We start from the raw sequence: 17,395 nt of genomic DNA, 5'->3' as shown, positions 1-17,395 counted from the left end.
ACACAAACTTCACAAAAATAACACAAACATAGAAAAGTTATTAACAAGCGCACATTGATGAACACAAAAATTGACAATTGGCTCACCTAGCGGTACAACAAATATACATCCGCTTCGGATTCAGGATTATACAAATAACAAAGGAGATTGTTATGGCAGATAAGAAAGCTACTCTTCATATAGAAGGGAAAGCACCTATCGAACTGCCGATTATCGAGGGCTCAGAGGGCCAAGATGTAATCGATGTGCGAAAACTAGGCGCAAACGGTTTTTTTACATTTGATCCAGGTTTTCTAGCAACTGCCTCATGTGAATCTCAAATCACGTATATTGATGGCGATAAAGGAATTCTGCTACATCGTGGTTTTCCTATCGATCAATTAGCCAACAATGCTGATTACTTAGAAGTTTGTTACGTTCTCCTTTATGGTGAAGTACCAACACGTGCTGAATACGAAAAATTTCGTACCACAGTTACTCGTCATACTATGGTTCATGAGCAAATTGCCAGTTTCTTCCATGGCTTTCGCCGTGATGCTCACCCGATGGCAATTATGTGTGGCGTGGTCGGTGCATTATCAGCGTTCTATCATGATTCATTAGATATTAATAATGATCTTCACCGTGAAATAACGGCTTTTAGACTACTATCAAAAATGCCAACCTTGGCATCAATGTGTCATAAATACACCACTGGTCAGCCATTTATTTACCCGCGAAATGACCTTGATTATGCAGAGAATTTCTTGCATATGATGTTTGCGACACCATGTGAAGAGTATGAAGTTAGTCCGGTAGTATCACGTGCAATGGACAAAATTTTTACTCTTCATGCTGATCACGAGCAAAATGCATCCACCTCAACGGTACGTTTAGCGGGCTCTTCTGGCGCCAACCCATTTGCTTGTATTGCGGCAGGTATTGCTTCACTGTGGGGTCCTGCACACGGTGGTGCTAATGAAGCTTGCCTCAAAATGCTTGAAGAAATTGGTAGCGTAGAAAATATTCCAGAGTTTATTGAACGTGCCAAAGATAAAGATGACCCATTCCGCCTAATGGGCTTTGGTCATCGGGTATATAAAAACTACGATCCACGTGCAACAGTTATGCGTGAAGCCTGCCACGAAGTGCTTGAAGAGCTTAAAATTGATGATCCATTGCTTGATGTTGCTATGGAACTTGAACGTATTGCACTGTCAGATGAATACTTTGTCAGTAAGAAACTTTACCCAAATGTTGATTTCTATTCAGGTATTATTCTTAAAGCAATTGGTATTCCGGTATCAATGTTTACGGTGATTTTTGCAATGTCACGTGTGATCGGCTGGATTGCACATTGGAATGAAATGCACAGTGATCCAACCAACCGAATTGGTCGTCCACGTCAGCTTTATACGGGTTATTCACAACGTGAGTTTAAGCCACTTCACGAACGTGAGTAACTGAAGTTCGAGGTTCGTGAAAATAAAAAGGTTGAGACGAAAGCTCAACCTTTTTTATTTTTAAAAACAACAATATAGTTATCAATCTTATCAGAATAATTTAGTTATACTGGATTATTGATATCAATAAACTCAACCGTTATACCATGCTCTTGTGCTAACCACTCACCGAGTGCTTTCACACCATAACGCTCTGTTGCATGATGCCCTGCTGCAAAATAATGAATACCTAATTCACGCGCAATATGGGTTGTACGCTCTGATACTTCACCTGAAATAAATGCATCGCAACCTTGCTGTACTGCAAGTTCAATATAATCTTGACCGCCACCAGTACACCAACCTACTTTTTTGATTAACGCTGGTGCATTATCGCCAATATGTAGTGGTTCACGTTGTAAAGCTATTGCAATCCGAGCTGCAAATTCTTCGCCAGTTAATGGAGTATCAAGATCACCATAAATCGCAATTGAGCGCGGATTACCAACTTCTAACCCACCGCTAACACTCAAACCTAAATGCTGCGCTAATTGAACGTTATTACCTACCTGTGAGTGAACATCAAGCGGCAAATGGTAAGCATAGAGATTAATACCATTTTCAATTAACGCCTTAATGCGACGATATTTCATACCTCGAATTTCAGCGGGTTCACCTTTCCAGAAAAAGCCATGGTGAACTAAAATTGCATCAACACCTTCAGCAACAGCACGATCAATCAGAGCTTGGCAAGCTGTCACACCCGTAATAACCTTAGTTATCTCAGTCTTACCTTCTACTTGTAACCCATTAGGACAATAATCTTTAATCAGCTGTGGTGATAGAAAATCATTCAACAAAGCTTCTAATGCCAGGTTATTCATTGTGCATCCTTTTTAAATAACGTCATGTTATTGATTCAACAACACTCTATATTCAAAAAATATCAGCCTTTAATGACAATCTCAATCAACAAAACCAATCAAGTACTAACTCATGCATGATATTGAATACAAAAAAAGCCGCCATCGGCAGCTTTTTCAACAAGATATTGTCATACTGAGTCAAATCACTAGCGGCGCTGAGTACCACAATCAAGTCGTGATAGCCATAATGGTTTAGTGCTAGTCTGTGACCAACAACGATACATATAACTAGTTAACCGTGTACGTTTATTCACTGGCAGACAAAGCAGGACAGGCAAACACACTAATCCTAATAAAACCGTATAAATACGACGAGAAATAATATTCGCTACTGAAAACTGCGTGTACATTGCTAACTCCTGACCCGATAAACCTAGTGATACTTTAATCCAATAAATGAAAGAATACTACAGAAATCAGGTCAATCATTAGTCAAAAACAGCAAAGAAAACGTTTACCTTGAGAGGTGTGTCAATATGTTACAAAAACATGGTGTTAATTATCAAACCAATGCCGATTTTAATGCGCTACTAATAATGCCCAATATTGTCACAAGCTGTCATTATAGTATCAGTGACCACTGGTTGCAGAATTTTGCCAAACGAGCCGTTATTCCAACCAATGTCAGTTATCACGGTAACACTCGGTTAGGTTTTTATTATCAGTGGTTATGGCAACAATTAATTATCCATCACCCCGATTACAGTCTTGTTGATGAAGAGATTCAATTACAATCACAGCAAACTGTCGGTGCCATTGATTTTTTAGTGCATAATCATTGCAGCGATGAAATCGAACATTGGGAAGTGGCGATTAAATTTTATCTCAGTTTTGAGCATCAATGGCCTGGTCCCAATGCCAAGGATAATTTAGATAAAAAAGTAAATCGAATGATTGATCATCAACTTCAACTTACCGACCATGCTGCCTTTCAATGTCTCAATTACCCCTACCCTGCCCAACGTCGATTAATTATGCAGGGACGATTATTTACTGCTTGGCCCGATTCACACTCAGGCTCAGATATGCCCATAAATCCGACCAGCCTTAAAGGCCGTTGGTGCTATTGCTCACAAGCAACTGCATTAGATTTAAAAATACTTAAAAAACGCCAATGGATAGCACCGCCGCTATTTTCTCAATTAACCACTCAGCTTAATGTGGCAACAATAGATGTTCCCACCCAAGCCGTAGACGCAAATAATAAACTATGGTTTATTGTGCCAAATCATTGGCCACAGCATAATCGCCAGCTATAAAAAAACGCCCGAGTTCACTTTAATAACCAAGTGAACTATGGGCGTTTTTTCGTCTTTGGTATTGCTATAATGCTAAATTATAAACCAGCATCACTGAATACTTTGCTAACGATATCTTGTGCTTCTTGCTCGATAAGGGCTAAATGCTCTTTACCTTTAAAGCTTTCACAATAAATTTTGTAGATATCTTCAGTACCTGATGGACGTGCCGCAAACCAACCGTTTTCAGTGGTTACTTTCAAGCCACCAATTGCTGCACCATTACCTGGCGCATGCGTTAGTCGAGCAAGAATAGGCTCACCAGCAAGTGTTGTTGCTGCAACCATTTCAGGTGACAACTTGCTCAATACAGCTTTTTGTTCTTTATTAGCAACAGCTTGTAGACGTGCATATTCTGAACTACCAAATTTAGCAGCAAGCTCATCATAATATTGTTGTGGATTCTTACCAGTTACCGCAGTGATTTCTGCTGCTAATAAACATAAAAGAATACCATCTTTATCTGTTGACCAAGGCGTGCCATCTTGACGTAAGAAAGAAGCACCTGCGCTTTCTTCACCGCCAAAACCTAAACTGCCATCGTATAGACCATCAACAAACCATTTAAAGCCAACAGGCACTTCAACAAGTTCACGGCCTAATGCTGCCACAACGCGGTCAATAATAGCGCTTGATACCAATGTTTTACCAACAGCAACTTGATCACTCCAGCCACTACGATGGCGGAATAAGTAATCAATACATACTGCAAGATAATGATTCGGATTCATCAAACCTGCCGGCGTTACAATGCCGTGGCGGTCATAATCAGGATCATTACCAAAAGCAAGATCGTAGTTATCTTTATAAGCCAGTAAACCTGCCATCGCGTAAGGTGATGAACAGTCCATACGCACAACACCGTCTTTATCTAATGACATGAAACGGAATGATGGATCGATAGACTCATTAACTAGAGTTAAGTCTAGTGCATAGTGCTGTGCAATTTGACGCCAGTACTCAATACCTGAGCCACCAAGAGGATCAACACCTAACTTTAAGTTTGCTTTTTGAATTGCTTCAATATCAATAACATTTACTAAATCAGCAACATATGGTGCAACAAGGTCTTGCTCTACAACAAGATCTGACGCAAAAGCATCTGTAATTGAAACACGCTTTACGTCAACCATGCCGTTAGCAATAATGTCGTTTGCACGCTGTTCAATCGCAGTGGTTAATTCACTTTCAGCTGGACCGCCATGAACTGGATTATATTTAATGCCACCATCTTGCGGTGGATTATGCGATGGAGTAATGACAATACCATCAGCTTTATCAGCATGTGCTTTATTATGGCAAAGAATCGCATGTGAAATGCCCGGTGTTGGTGTGTAACCTAACCCTTCTTGAACCACAACTTTAACATTGTTCGCCACTAACACTTCTAATGTTGAAGTGAATGCTGGTTCAGATAAAGCATGGGTATCCTTACCTAAAAATAGCGGACCAGTTAAACCATTTGCTAGACGAACTTCAGCAATCGCTTGAGCAATAGCCCAAATGTGGTGCTGATTAAAGGTACCTTTATCAGCTGTACCGCGATGCCCAGATGTACCAAATGCTACTTTTTGTAGCGGATCGGTAATATTTGGCTCAATCAGAAAATAATTAGCAACAAGTGCTGGAATATTATGCATATCTTCTTGCTGAGCGCGTTGACCCGCACGAGGATGGATTGCCATTGTCTTATCCTTGTAAAAACTCAATAGTGATTATATTTCACCACAAACTTTATCAATAATATCAGAACTGAAGCCCATCTTCGTCATTAATTGGTCAATCATTTGACGCTTTCGGTCAGTATTAGTATTAGTGATCACCCAAAATGGCGTTGTTGGGATTGATTTAGGCTTGGTTGTTTTACCACTTGCAAGCAACGTTTCTTCATCATGAGCAAAATAAACGCGTGTACGCCCTTTAATGGCTGCCGCTTCAGCAAAGCCGTCAGCATCAATGCGATAAAGAGAAGATAAGATCAGCATAAAACGACCAATTGCTTTTTCTTGCGCCGCAAATTCATCAGAAATTAGCACAGTACGCATTTCTTTAACGCGATCCATGGTTGGTTCATTACCAGCGTCTCGACTCACAACGATGCCTTTAGGACGAACAGGCATCACAACAGCAACCTCTGGCTGCAATTGTTCTTCTGGCACCATAAGCAAGCGACGTAAAATATCAGAAGCGCTTTCACCAATGTGTTGAGTTTGGCTAGCAATAAAACGATATAGCTCTTCGTCTACCTCAATAGTCTTCATGGTATTATTCATTATCATTCCGTTTAAAATTCTGGGTACGATTATAGCCTGATCCGAGGTTATACTCTATGGTAAATACCACACCTAACTAGAGAAAATAGCCAGTGAATCTTCATTTTCGTGCTGAAGGCAAGGGTAAAACGATCGTTTTGATCCATGGTTTGTTTGGCAGCGCAGATAATCTTGGTCTTTTAGCCCGAGAATTAAAACACCATTACCAAGTGATCAGTGTCGATCTTCGCAACCATGGATTATCTCCTCACAGTGATCAATTTAGCTATGCCGATCTTGCACAAGATATTATTGAAACCCTCGATCATTTAGCCATTGATCAATTTGATGTTATTGGTCATTCTATGGGAGGGAAAGTCGCAATGACATTAGCATCACGAGTGCCAGCACGAATTAACCACCTTATTGTTATCGACATCGCCCCCGTTACTTACACGGAACATCGCCATCAAAATGTCTTTAATGGTTTACGTGAAGTCAATCTTCACTCAATAACCAAACGTTCACAAGCTGAAGACTATTTAGCACGTTATGTTGATGATGCTGGTGTACGTCAGTTTTTATTAAAATCATTAGCAAAAACCGACACTGGTTATCAATGGCGATTTAATGTCAAAGGGTTAATAGCCAACTACGCCACCATTATGGGCTGGCAACCAGCATCACAACCTTTTACAGGTCAAACGTTATTTATTAAAGGTCAATTGTCTGATTACATTGAGCCTCAATACCGCAGCGAGATTATGGCGCAATTTCCACACGCTAAAGCACATGTGGTTGCTAATAGCGGCCATTGGCTTCATGCCGAGAAGCCAACCACAGTTAATCGAATTATTAGTCAGTTTTTAGAGCAATAAACACTCATTAAAATCAGCCATTAACTATAGTAGAGTACAAGAGTAATTATTAAATCCCGTACTCTACTGTGATATAGTGCGTTAAGTTTGATAGCTTTCACTAATCTGTAATGCGATTTAAACAGCCTATAAGTAAGCTGACGCTATTAACGAGATGCTATCGCGCCCTACTTAATCAAGGGCAACAATAACCAGTGATAATATTTGGGCGAAAAAACACCAAATCGTCATCAAACATTAATTATCATTGCGTCATTTATACTGATTTCTGTAAACTGCCAGCAGCAGTTAACAATTTAATATGGGTAATATCTACTATGGCGAGCGTTGGACTCTTCTTTGGTAGCGACACCGGTAACACCGAAGCTGTCGCTAAAATGATTCAGAAGCAACTAGGTAGCAAACTAGTTGAAGTAAAAGATATCGCAAAAAGCAGCAAAGAAGATATCGACAACTTTGATCTGATACTACTAGGTATTCCTACTTGGTACTACGGTGAACCACAGTGCGATTGGGATGATTTCTTCCCTGAGCTTGAGCAAGTTGATTTCTCAACCAAGCTTGTGGCTATTTTTGGTTGTGGTGACCAAGAAGATTACGCAGAGTACTTCTGTGATGCTATGGGTACAGTACGTGACATCGTTGAAAGCAAAGGTGGCACAATTGTTGGTAATTTTGCAACAGCTGGCTATGAGTTTGAAGCATCAAAAGCATTAGTTGACGATGCAAACTTCGTTGGTTTATGTATCGATGAAGACCGTCAACCTGAGCTAACGGCTGCTCGTGTTGAGCAATGGGTTAACCAAATCTTTGATGAAATGTGTCTTGCTGAACTTGCTGACTAAGCATCGTTCCAATACACCAATAAAAACGCGCTTTGATAGCGCGTTTTTTATTGCCTTATAATCGTTAATTAGCCGACTTGATTTCAATATCTGCTGATGGTTCAAGCTCTTGTGAACGATATTGGGGCTTTTTTCTAACATATAATATTCGTGTAACTTGTGCCACAACCTCATTATTTGCTTTAGTCACGCTAACGCGAAACTCTGGTAAATACTTACGTCCTTCAGCTGTTGCTGCAATAATCTCAGCAATACAAGCTTGTGAAATAACAAACTCAGCAAATAAATCGCCATCACCAGGGCGTATAAACTCGATATGGGCTTGTTTATCCCACACGAAATAGCGCTTACCTAAAATTCCCATCAACATCAGCGAATAAACAGGATCGGTTAACGAGAAAATACTGCCGCCATACTGGGTTCGATTGGCATTTTTATTCCACCAGCGCAATTTTAATTGTAAACGTACATAACGAAAATCATCGCTAATAAACAATATTTTAATACCTGCGCCCCAAAATGGAGGCCATAAGTTTAACGCTAGCTTAACCAAACTTGGCTTATAGTAATCAAACAAGGCAATACTCCATACAAGCTGGTATGATGAGTTAATTTATCACATAATCTTTACAATATTGCAAACTAAAGAAAAGTGACACTTCTGCTAGATAACTGACCTTTTAAGGTTTATTGTTATTGTTACGTCACTTATAATGAATCTAAATGAGAAAGACTACTGCTACATTTTGCAGCTAGCCAACAGGAAAATCGGATGTCAGATAATAATCACGCGCTCAAGCAAGCAGGTCTTAAAGTAACACTTCCTCGTCTTAAGATTTTAGAAGTGCTTCAACAACCTGATTGCCAACATATCAGTGCTGAAGACCTGTATAAAAAACTCATCGATATCGGTGAAGAAATTGGCCTTGCGACGGTTTACCGTGTCCTTAACCAATTTGATGATGCAGGCATTGTAACGCGTCACCATTTTGAAGGTGGTAAATCAGTATTTGAATTAGCCACTCAACATCATCATGATCACCTCGTTTGTCTTGATTGTGGAAAAGTAATTGAATTTTCAGACGAAATGATTGAGCAACGCCAAAAAGACATCGCGGCACGCTTTAATGTTCGTCTAACAAACCATAGCTTATACCTCTATGGTCATTGTTTAGATGGCGACTGCAATGCTGATGAAACGTTGCACGATGAAAAATAACAATGATTAGTTATTTTCACGCTAAGAACCAGTGAGCAATATCACTGGTTTTTTTATATTCAGCAAAAATAGAGACCCAGCTCACTATTCAAATAACGTTACAATTGACCTCGTGACAACCAATGATTAATTACATATATATCAATTATTTAATTATATTGAGAATTAATCATGAAACCGCATTCACTGACTATCGCTTTAATTTCAGCCCTATCGTTAGGCTCTATCTCTTCTGTTGCTAATGCTTGCACTCGTGTTTTATGGCAAACCCAAGATCAAGGTACCTTTGTCGCCCGTACCATGGATTGGTCGGAATCAACCCAACCAACATTGGTTAACTACCCTAAAAACAGTGAATACTCTACTCACCTCAGTAAACTCAACAATATTAATGCTAAATATGCTGTTACTGGTATTACCGCCTACGGTATTTTGCTTGACGGCATAAACTCACAAGGTTTAAGCGGTAACGTGCTTTATGATGGCGGTATGGATTTAGGAACAGCCGATCCACAACAAAAAGTAGGTGCTATAACTTACTTACGCCATTTACTGTCACAGTATAAAAACGTCAATCAACTGGTTGCTGCAATTAAAGATAGCGCTCCAATTGAAGAGTTAATTAATGGCATTCCAGTACGTATTGCACTCCATATCTCATTTCAAGATCCAAGCGGTGACAGTGCTATTATTGAATGGCGCGATGGTAAACCACAAATTTGGCATGGTAAGCAATATACCGTACTCACTAATCAACCAGGGTATGATCAACATCTTGCAAATGTAAAACGTTCACAGCGAGGCTGGGGTGAACAAGCTCAGCAATGGAGCCAAACGAACCTTGGTACTGGTGGTAATACCAACCCTGAAGATCGCTTTATTCACACCACTTATTTTTCAAAACACTTACAACAGCCAACCAGTGTCATTAACGGTATTCTAAAACTAGATTCGACCATGTTCCGTATTCCCCATGATGCTCCCAACCGCCCTATCAATGGCAAAATGGCTGGCTATGCAACGGAATATTCCGTCAATACCCATTTACAATCAGGTCAAACCTTTATTCGTTACCAATGGGGCGATACTTACACCCAATTTAACTATGACGTTAAAGCAATTCAACAATCACAAAAATTGATCGACTTTAATATTGTTAATAATGACTTAGCTGGTGATATTACTCAAAAAATCATCATTTCAGGAAAGTAAATCACAACTAAGCTGCATAAAAAAAGCGCCTATTCCATCACTGAAATAGGCGCTTTTTAACAAACATTAATAACTAATTAGTCACCAATCTTTGCCCAAGTATCACGTAAGCCCACTGTGCGGTTAAACACTAGGTGGTCTGCGGTTGAATCTTTATTGTCAGCACAGAAGTAACCCATACGCTCAAACTGGTAAGCTTTTTCTGCTTCTGCTGCTGCCAATGCCGGCTCAACAAAACCATTTAATACCGTTAGAGATTCAGGGTTAATCACTGATACGAAATCTTCTGCAGCGCCAGGGTTTGGCACAGTAAATAGGCGATCGTATAAACGAATTTCTGCTGGAATACCCGCTTGTGCTGATACCCAGTGAATAACACCTTTTACTTTACGACCATCTGCTGGGTTTTTACCTAGCGTGTCTTTATCGTAAGAACAGAAGATTGTTGTGATATTACCTTCCGCATCTTTTTCAATACGATCAGCTTGGATCACGTATGCACCACGTAAACGTACTTCTTTACCTAATACTAAACGCTTGTACTTCTTGTTCGCTTCTTCGCGGAAGTCTTCACGTTCGATGTAAAGTTCACGGCTAAATGGCACTTCACGCGTACCCATTTCTGGCTTGTTCGGGTGATTAGCGACAGTCAGTACTTCAGTTTCACCGTCAAAGTTTTCAATGACAACTTTAACAGGATCTAAAACTGCCATTGCACGTGGTGCATTTTCGTTAAGATCATCACGAATACAAGATTCTAGTGAGCTAATTTCAATGGTGTTGTCTTGCTTAGTTACACCAATACGCTTACAGAATTCACGCATAGAGCCCGGTGTAAAGCCACGACGACGTAAGCCAGAAATGGTTGGCATACGTGGGTCATCCCAACCATTTACTAACTTATCAGTCACTAATTGGTTTAGTTTACGCTTAGACATCACAGTATACTCAAGGTTTAGACGACTAAACTCATACTGGTGTGGAATGCAATCAATGGTGATATTTTCAAGAACCCAATCGTATAGACGACGGTTATCCATGAATTCAAGCGTACAGATAGAATGCGTAATACCTTCTAACGCATCAGAAATACAATGCGTAAAGTCGTACATTGGGTAAATGCACCACTTATCACCAGTTTGGTGGTGAGTCGCAAAACGTACGCGATAAATAACCGGATCACGCATAACCATAAACGGTGATGCCATGTCGATTTTTGCACGTAGGCACATCTTGCCTTCTTCAACTTCGCCATTCTTCATTTTTTCAAATAAGGCTAAGTTTTCTTCAACGCTACGATCACGGTAAGGGCTGTGCTTACCCGCTTGCGTTAACGTACCGCGGTATTCGCGCATTTGCTCAGGACTTAGCTCATCAACATACGCTAAGCCTTTATTAATTAATTCAATGGCAAACCCGTGAAGCTGATCAAAGTAGTTTGATGAGTAACAAATCTCACCACTCCACTCAAAGCCTAACCAGTTAACATCATTTTTAATCGACTCAACGTATTCAATGTCTTCTTTCTCAGGGTTAGTGTCATCGAAACGTAAGTTACATTGACCCTGATAGTCCTGAGCAATACCGAAGTTCAAACAAATAGATTTCGCATGGCCGATATGCAGATAACCATTTGGTTCTGGCGGGAATCGGGTATGTATGCTTGTATGTTTGCCACTGGCTAAATCCGCATCAATAATTTGGCGAATAAAGTTAGATGGACGAGCTTCAGATTCACTCATCTATTACACCTCGTGTACTTACAGGATTGAGAATTATGTACAGTCCATCAATATGAACTATGACTGCACACTATACCTTAATGCTGCTATGCAAAAAATCAAAAACACCGTTATCGTAGACAATAGTTGTTGATTTCATAAATAACGCGCAATAAAAAGCCGACGATGGTTATCCCATCGTCGGCAATTAGCCAGATCAGACAGCAATCTGACCTTATACTATCGTCACTAGATTACAGTGATGTAACACGACTGAAACGCTTACCGTCACCACTTACAGCACGGATTTCAACTTTACCCGTTACTGTTGGTTGTGCTTTTGCATCATAAGTGTTCCATGTTTTACCAGCATCTGTAGAGTACTGTAGTGTAAGACCTGGCATGCTTACGTTCATCGCAAGCTTACCGTTTTCAATCTTAGCACCAGGTACTGGTACACGGTACTGAATACCAGCCGCATCTAATTTAGCTAGCTCACGTTGACCTAATACGTTAGCAAAACGCTGCCATTCATCATGAAGTGCTTTTTTGTTTACTAGCTTAGAGTCTTGAGAATATTCAACACCTACTTGGTATTCATTTTCCCACTCACCTTTATGCCATGCACGCTCTGCTGCTGCTAGAACACGTGGGAATACCATGTATTCGTACTGCTCGTCATTACCAACAGTCTCACTCCAAAGTTGAGCTGATAGACCGTGGAAACCTTTTGACTTCACCGTACCTTTACTTGCAAAACCGTTACCATCACGATCAAGTGATGTTTCCGCATTTTGCGGTAAGTTCTCTGGTGCAAAACCAAACATCTTACGGGTATCTGTTGCACGTGTTGCCCAGTAGTAGCCACGCTCTGATGGGTCTACTTCGTATGGCATATCCATGTAAACATAATCAGGGTTAGAAACGACTACATCGTAGCCTTTATCAGCCCACTCGTATGCAGATGCACCGCCGCCCCAGTATAGAACGTCCCAGAAGTTTACACGCACATTATCAGTTTTAAACGCTGTTGAATCTTTAGAGTACTTCAAGCCATCTTGCCATGCTTGGAAGTTCTCAATACCTTTACCGTTAACCACTTCACTTACACGCTCTGCAAAGTAGCTTGGTAGACGGTCGTAATCACTTACCACACCTTCTGCGATCAATTTCTGACACATTGGTGATTTCTGGTATGGCTTATCTTGCTTAGATTGGTCAATAGAACCTGTCCAAGCAGTTTGATCAGCAGCATTAATATCTTGGAACCCAGCATTTAGTTTGATATTTTTCGCTTCATCACCACCGAAGTGCCATGTATTTAGCGGCATACCCGCTTCTTTGTGCATTGCTTGCATTTCAGTGATAACTTTATCAACAAACTTTGCAGAAGAATCCATACATGGGTTAATGAAGCTACGCTTATCGTAGAACTGTACAGTGGTTACGTTTGATGTATCTTGTGGATCCATCAAACGGTACTCATTCGCTTCATCCATTTTGCCTTCAGCAGCTAGACGCTTGTAACGCGCTTCCATTGCTACTACTGCTGCACGTGCGTGAGCTGGCATATCGATTTCAGGAATAACTTCAATACCACGTGCTTTAGCGTACTTAAGAATATCTAAGTAATCTTGCTTGCTGTAGTAACCAGAACCATCGTTATCAGATGTTGGACCTGAACCTAGTTGTGGTAGTAGACATGATGTCTCAGACAGATCGTGACAACGCTTGCCGCCAATATCTGTTAGCTCTGGTAAACCAGGGATCTCTACACGCCAACCTTCATCATCAGATAAGTGGAAGTGGAATTTGTTCATCTTGTACGCTGCCATTTGATCTAGCGTACGTAGAATTACTTCTTTTGAGTGGAAGTTACGACCTACATCAACCATTACACCACGGTAATCAAAACGTGGCGCATCCGTTACTTCTAGTGTCGGAATGCTGTTTTTAGCACCAGTGCTCATTAGCGAGATAAGTGACTGCATACCATAGAATGCACCTTGGTCATCAAAACCAATAACCGTTGCACCTGCTGGTGTTACATCTAACTTGTAAGCGCCAGCAATTTGTTGATCTTTAGCAAACGAACCTGGTAGTAGGCTCACTTTTACTGGGTATTGACCTTTAGTATTAACACCTAATACATCAAGACGCTCATTCACTGCTGCCATCATATCGGCAGGCAATGTGAAGTTACTGATTTTAATACCGTTTGCTAGTGAAACAGTATTACCTGTTAGCTTAGTGCTTAATGGCGTAGGAACAATTGTTGCTGCCACTTCTTCTGTTGCTAACACATTGATATCTTGGTTCTTTTCAAAACGCGTTTCTGCAGTTGCAAGCACGTTATTATCGGCTTTAACACGCTTGAATTGATCACCTTTAAGCGGCACTAAGTAATCAGCAGGGTTTGCTGAATCAGTGCTCTTAATAGTTTGTGGTGCAGCATCACCAGACGTTACATATGCACGTGGCATATAATCGTTTTCAAATAGCGTCCAGTACTCACCGATGTAAGGAATAACAACCTTCTCACCTTCTGCAAAACCATCAAACTTTTCAGTTGGCTCTAGCGTATGAAGGTCACCTGTTACGTGTGTAACTTTAAATTGGTCGTTTTGTACTTCAAGAATTTGACGAATGCTGCTGAAGTAAATTTTCCAGTCAGTACCTGTCACTGCCGGACCATTATTTTCCAGCGTCAAATTAATTAGATCACAAGATGCCCATTCTGCGCCTAGCGTCTTACACTGTAGGCCTTCTTCTGCACCGTGCTGAGTAACAATTTCATAAGTAACATCAAGGTTATTAGCTAATTTTTTAACAACCTTCTCATCATCATTTCCTTGTGTTGCACAACCAGTTACTGCTAGTGCAATGAAAGATGCTAACGCCGTAAGTTTAATAGTCATGAAATATTCCTTTCTCCCGATATCCCTTTAAATTAAGGGAAAATCTATATAGAGCCCAAAAGTTGGGTACTCAAAATGCCGGTCTTGATATCTTACAACTAAAATATCAGGACCGGTCTAATTAAAAGTGTTGCGGTATTTCGTGTATCGCTTAATTACTTAAGAATTTAAATAATTATGGAAGTTTTACTGCTGATAGGTCTTCTGAGGCTGGGATTTTTTTCATTTCGCCAGCAACGATTTCAGCTAGAGGGCCAAGGATAACTTGTAGGTTATTTGTACCTAATTTAACCACACCCATTGCACCTAGTGCTTTTAATGTTTTCTCATTCGCAAGGCTACTGTCTTTTAGAGTAAGACGTAGACGCGTAATACAAGCATCAATGTTTTCTAGGTTACCGTGACCACCAAGCGCTTTTAAGTATTGCTTCGCTAGCTCACCAGTTTCAGCAGAACCTTTCGCTGATGATGTATCATCTTCTTCGTCGTCTTCACGGCCAGGCGTTTTAAGATTGAACTTAACAATCGCAAAGCGGAAGATTCCGTAGTAGATGCCAAAGAATACGATACCTTGAAGAATCAGCATGTACCAGTTCACTGCTAATGGGTTACGTGCAGACAATACCATGTCTACAAGACCTGCAGAGAAGCCGAAGCCTGACATCCAGTGCATTGAAGCTGCAATGTATACTGAGATACCTGCTAATGCTGCGTGGATAACATATAGTGGCGGAGCTAGGAACATGAATGCAAATTCTAGCGGCTCAGTAACACCGGTGAAGAATGATGCAAAACCAGCAGCAATTAATAATGACGCTGTACGCTCTTTATTCTTAAGTTTAGCAGTGTGGTACATCGCTAACGCTGCACCTGGTAGACCAAACATCATTACAGGGTAGAAACCAGCTTGGTACATACCTGTTACGCCAGGAACACCTTGACCACTTAGGAAGTTAGGAATGTCGTTGATACCTGCAACGTCAAACCAGAACACTGAGTTCAGTGCGTGGTGTAGACCAACAGGAATCAATAGACGGTTAAAGAATGCATAGATACCAGCACCTGCAGCACCTAGACCTTGAATACTTTCACCAAAGCTAACTAGACCGTTGTAAACAAGTGGCCATACGAACAGTAATACTGCCGCAATCGCAATACCTGCAACAGAGGTTAGAATTGGAATCAAACGCTTACCACTGAAGAATGCTAATGTCTTATGCAATTCAACATTTGAGAAGCGGTTGTAGATTTCAGCAGATACGATACCAACCAAGATACCAACAAACTGGTTATTAATCTTCGCAAAAGCAACTGGAACAGCACTTGCGTCGATACCTTGAATCATTGCTACTGTTGCTGGCGATAGCAATGTTGTTACTACTGTGTAACCAACAAAACCTGCCAGTGCAGCTGCACCGTCTTTATCTTTAGACATGCCGTATGCAACACCAATTGCAAACAATACTGACATGTTGTCGATAATTGAAGAGCCCGCTTTAATTAAGAATGCTGCAATTGCAGAGTTAGCACCCCAACCTGACGGATCAACCCAATAGCCGATACCCATTAAAATCGCCGCTGCAGGAAGTACTGCAACTGGCACCATTAGTGCTTTACCTACTTTTTGAAAATATCCAAGAATATTCACCCTTAGTTCCCCCTATGGTTTTCTTAGATGTAATGGTGATAGCTTTTTTTTGCCATCCCTTTTTGTCCTTTGCAGTTTATGAATTTTATTTCGCTCCGCAAATTAAAACATCATCATTTGTGATCTTAATCACCGACCGAGGTTAGAACTGAGTGATTTTGCTAGCTCGATCATAAAACTTATTTTATCATTCGAAACAAAGGCGCTATGCCGCTCAGATTTTTCCTGTTTTAACTATCTTCAAAGAGGTGTCAACGTGAGACTAATCCCGCTTAATAACGCTCAAGATGTTGGTCTATGGTCTGCTCGCTACATTGCAGATTGCATCAATAAGTTCCAACCGACAGCAGAACGTCCATTTGTATTAGGTCTACCGACTGGTGGTACACCTCTAGCAACTTACAAGCGTCTTATCGAGCTATACCAAGCCGGTGAAGTAAGTTTCAAACATGTTGTTACTTTCAACATGGATGAATATGTTGGCATGGCAGCTGATCATCCAGAGTCATACCGTAACTTCATGTATAACAACTTCTTCAATCATGTTGATATGCAAGAACAAAACATTAACCTGCTTGACGGTAATACAACTGATCACCAAGCAGAATGTCAACGTTATGAAGATAAAATCAAAACCTATGGCCGCATTAACTTGTTTATGGGCGGTGTGGGTAACGATGGTCATATCGCATTCAACGAGCCAGCATCATCATTAGCTTCTCGTACTCGTATCAAGACGCTAACTCATGAAACACGTATTGCAAATTCACGTTTCTTTGACGGCGACATCAACCAAGTACCTAAGTACTCATTAACAATTGGTGTTGGTACGTTATTAGATTCTGAAGAAGTGATGATTCTGATCACAGGTCACAACAAAGCACAGGCACTACAAGCTGCTGTTGAAGGCTGTGTTAATCACCTATGGACAGTTTCTGCACTTCAGCTTCATCCAAAATCAATGATTATCTGTGATGAACCATCAACTCAAGAACTTAAAGTGAAAACAGTTAAGTACTTCCAAGAGTTAGAAGCAGAGAACATTACACACATCTAA

General features: G+C 40.6%; 15 protein-coding genes. 7 read left to right on the top strand and 8 right to left on the bottom strand.

The annotated features are described in order from the left end of the window. Positions 1 to 152: 152 nt before the first annotated feature. Positions 153 to 1,442 (top strand): citrate synthase, encoded by a 1,290-nt coding sequence (locus PAND9192_RS01205; RefSeq protein ID WP_087852215.1) that lies wholly within the window; start codon positions 153 to 155, stop codon positions 1,440 to 1,442. Between the two features lie 104 nt (positions 1,443 to 1,546). Here the strand turns inward: PAND9192_RS01205 and PAND9192_RS01200 are convergent, their stop codons facing one another. Together PAND9192_RS01200 and PAND9192_RS01195 are read right to left on the bottom strand one after the other, a co-directional pair. Then, positions 1,547 to 2,305, bottom strand: coding sequence for a Nif3-like dinuclear metal center hexameric protein (locus PAND9192_RS01200; RefSeq protein ID WP_087852214.1), 759 nt, complete (start codon positions 2,303 to 2,305; stop codon positions 1,547 to 1,549). A 188-nt stretch (positions 2,306 to 2,493) separates the two neighbouring features. After that, complete coding sequence (locus tag PAND9192_RS01195; protein ID WP_087852213.1) at positions 2,494 to 2,697, bottom strand: DUF2517 family protein; 204 nt, start codon at positions 2,695 to 2,697, stop codon at positions 2,494 to 2,496. 126 nt (positions 2,698 to 2,823) lie between these two features. Between PAND9192_RS01195 and PAND9192_RS01190 the strand changes: the two genes are divergently transcribed. Continuing rightward, the gene (locus PAND9192_RS01190; protein WP_087852211.1) at positions 2,824 to 3,606 is read left to right on the top strand and encodes a DUF1853 family protein; all 783 of its coding nucleotides are present in this window, start codon (positions 2,824 to 2,826) and stop codon (positions 3,604 to 3,606) included. 77 nt (positions 3,607 to 3,683) lie between these two features. Here PAND9192_RS01190 and pgm read toward each other — a convergent pair whose 3' ends face one another. Next, positions 3,684 to 5,330 (bottom strand): phosphoglucomutase (alpha-D-glucose-1,6-bisphosphate-dependent), encoded by a 1,647-nt coding sequence (gene pgm / locus PAND9192_RS01185; protein ID WP_065166373.1) that lies wholly within the window; start codon positions 5,328 to 5,330, stop codon positions 3,684 to 3,686. A gap of 30 nt (positions 5,331 to 5,360) precedes the next feature. Continuing rightward, positions 5,361 to 5,906 (bottom strand): replication initiation negative regulator SeqA, encoded by a 546-nt coding sequence (seqA, locus tag PAND9192_RS01180; protein ID WP_060997143.1) that lies wholly within the window; start codon positions 5,904 to 5,906, stop codon positions 5,361 to 5,363. A gap of 104 nt (positions 5,907 to 6,010) precedes the next feature. On the opposite strand from seqA, the gene PAND9192_RS01175 reads away from it, so the two are divergent. After that, positions 6,011 to 6,775, top strand: coding sequence for an alpha/beta fold hydrolase (locus PAND9192_RS01175; RefSeq protein WP_087852210.1), 765 nt, complete (start codon positions 6,011 to 6,013; stop codon positions 6,773 to 6,775). Positions 6,776 to 7,092: 317 nt separating this feature from the next. Continuing rightward, the gene (gene fldA / locus PAND9192_RS01170) at positions 7,093 to 7,620 is read left to right on the top strand and encodes a flavodoxin FldA (protein WP_065166375.1); all 528 of its coding nucleotides are present in this window, start codon (positions 7,093 to 7,095) and stop codon (positions 7,618 to 7,620) included. A 64-nt stretch (positions 7,621 to 7,684) separates the two neighbouring features. On the opposite strand, the gene PAND9192_RS01165 is transcribed toward fldA, so the two are convergent. Next, entirely contained in the window at positions 7,685 to 8,197 is a 513-nt protein-coding gene (locus PAND9192_RS01165) for a DUF4442 domain-containing protein (RefSeq protein WP_087852209.1), read from the bottom strand. Between the two features lie 195 nt (positions 8,198 to 8,392). Here PAND9192_RS01165 and fur point away from each other — a divergent pair, with 195 nt between their 5' ends. Further along, the gene (fur, locus tag PAND9192_RS01160; RefSeq protein WP_060996991.1) at positions 8,393 to 8,839 is read left to right on the top strand and encodes a ferric iron uptake transcriptional regulator; all 447 of its coding nucleotides are present in this window, start codon (positions 8,393 to 8,395) and stop codon (positions 8,837 to 8,839) included. Positions 8,840 to 9,010: 171 nt separating this feature from the next. Next, on the top strand, positions 9,011 to 10,051 hold the full coding sequence (locus PAND9192_RS01155; RefSeq protein ID WP_087852208.1) for a linear amide C-N hydrolase: 1,041 nt from the start codon (positions 9,011 to 9,013) through the stop codon (positions 10,049 to 10,051). 77 nt (positions 10,052 to 10,128) lie between these two features. Here the strand turns inward: PAND9192_RS01155 and glnS are convergent, their stop codons facing one another. The 3 genes from glnS to nagE form a co-directional block, all read right to left on the bottom strand. Continuing rightward, entirely contained in the window at positions 10,129 to 11,793 is a 1,665-nt protein-coding gene (gene glnS, locus PAND9192_RS01150; protein WP_087819377.1) for a glutamine--tRNA ligase, read from the bottom strand. 233 nt (positions 11,794 to 12,026) lie between these two features. Next, entirely contained in the window at positions 12,027 to 14,690 is a 2,664-nt protein-coding gene (locus PAND9192_RS01145; protein WP_087852207.1) for a beta-N-acetylhexosaminidase, read from the bottom strand. A gap of 175 nt (positions 14,691 to 14,865) precedes the next feature. Next, complete coding sequence (gene nagE, locus PAND9192_RS01140) at positions 14,866 to 16,338, bottom strand: N-acetylglucosamine-specific PTS transporter subunit IIBC (protein ID WP_087819375.1); 1,473 nt, start codon at positions 16,336 to 16,338, stop codon at positions 14,866 to 14,868. Positions 16,339 to 16,594: 256 nt separating this feature from the next. Between nagE and nagB the strand changes: the two genes are divergently transcribed. Further along, positions 16,595 to 17,395, top strand: coding sequence for a glucosamine-6-phosphate deaminase (nagB, locus tag PAND9192_RS01135; RefSeq protein ID WP_087852206.1), 801 nt, complete (start codon positions 16,595 to 16,597; stop codon positions 17,393 to 17,395).

The organism is Photobacterium andalusiense (genome assembly GCF_900185625.1).
Classification (GTDB): Bacteria; Pseudomonadota; Gammaproteobacteria; order Enterobacterales; family Vibrionaceae; genus Photobacterium; species Photobacterium aquimaris.
Note: the sequence above shows the minus strand (reverse complement) of the source record. Positions and strands in the feature narration are given on the sequence as shown.

Bases quoted from the DNA above. Each gene is read 5' to 3' on its own strand.
- seqA (WP_060997143.1), bottom strand. From the start codon at position 5,906: ATGAAGACTATTGAGGTAGACGAAGAGCTATATCGTTTTATTGCTAGC.
- fur (WP_060996991.1), top strand. From the start codon at position 8,393: ATGTCAGATAATAATCACGCGCTCAAGCAAGCAGGTCTTAAAGTAACA.
- PAND9192_RS01155 (WP_087852208.1), top strand. From the start codon at position 9,011: ATGAAACCGCATTCACTGACTATCGCTTTAATTTCAGCCCTATCGTTA.
- PAND9192_RS01145 (WP_087852207.1), bottom strand. From the start codon at position 14,690: ATGACTATTAAACTTACGGCGTTAGCATCTTTCATTGCACTAGCAGTA.
- PAND9192_RS01190 (WP_087852211.1), top strand. From the start codon at position 2,824: ATGTTACAAAAACATGGTGTTAATTATCAAACCAATGCCGATTTTAAT.
- PAND9192_RS01205 (WP_087852215.1), top strand. From the start codon at position 153: ATGGCAGATAAGAAAGCTACTCTTCATATAGAAGGGAAAGCACCTATC.
- pgm (WP_065166373.1), bottom strand. From the start codon at position 5,330: ATGGCAATCCATCCTCGTGCGGGTCAACGCGCTCAGCAAGAAGATATG.
- glnS (WP_087819377.1), bottom strand. From the start codon at position 11,793: ATGAGTGAATCTGAAGCTCGTCCATCTAACTTTATTCGCCAAATTATT.
- PAND9192_RS01195 (WP_087852213.1), bottom strand. From the start codon at position 2,697: ATGTACACGCAGTTTTCAGTAGCGAATATTATTTCTCGTCGTATTTAT.
- PAND9192_RS01200 (WP_087852214.1), bottom strand. From the start codon at position 2,305: ATGAATAACCTGGCATTAGAAGCTTTGTTGAATGATTTTCTATCACCA.
- fldA (WP_065166375.1), top strand. From the start codon at position 7,093: ATGGCGAGCGTTGGACTCTTCTTTGGTAGCGACACCGGTAACACCGAA.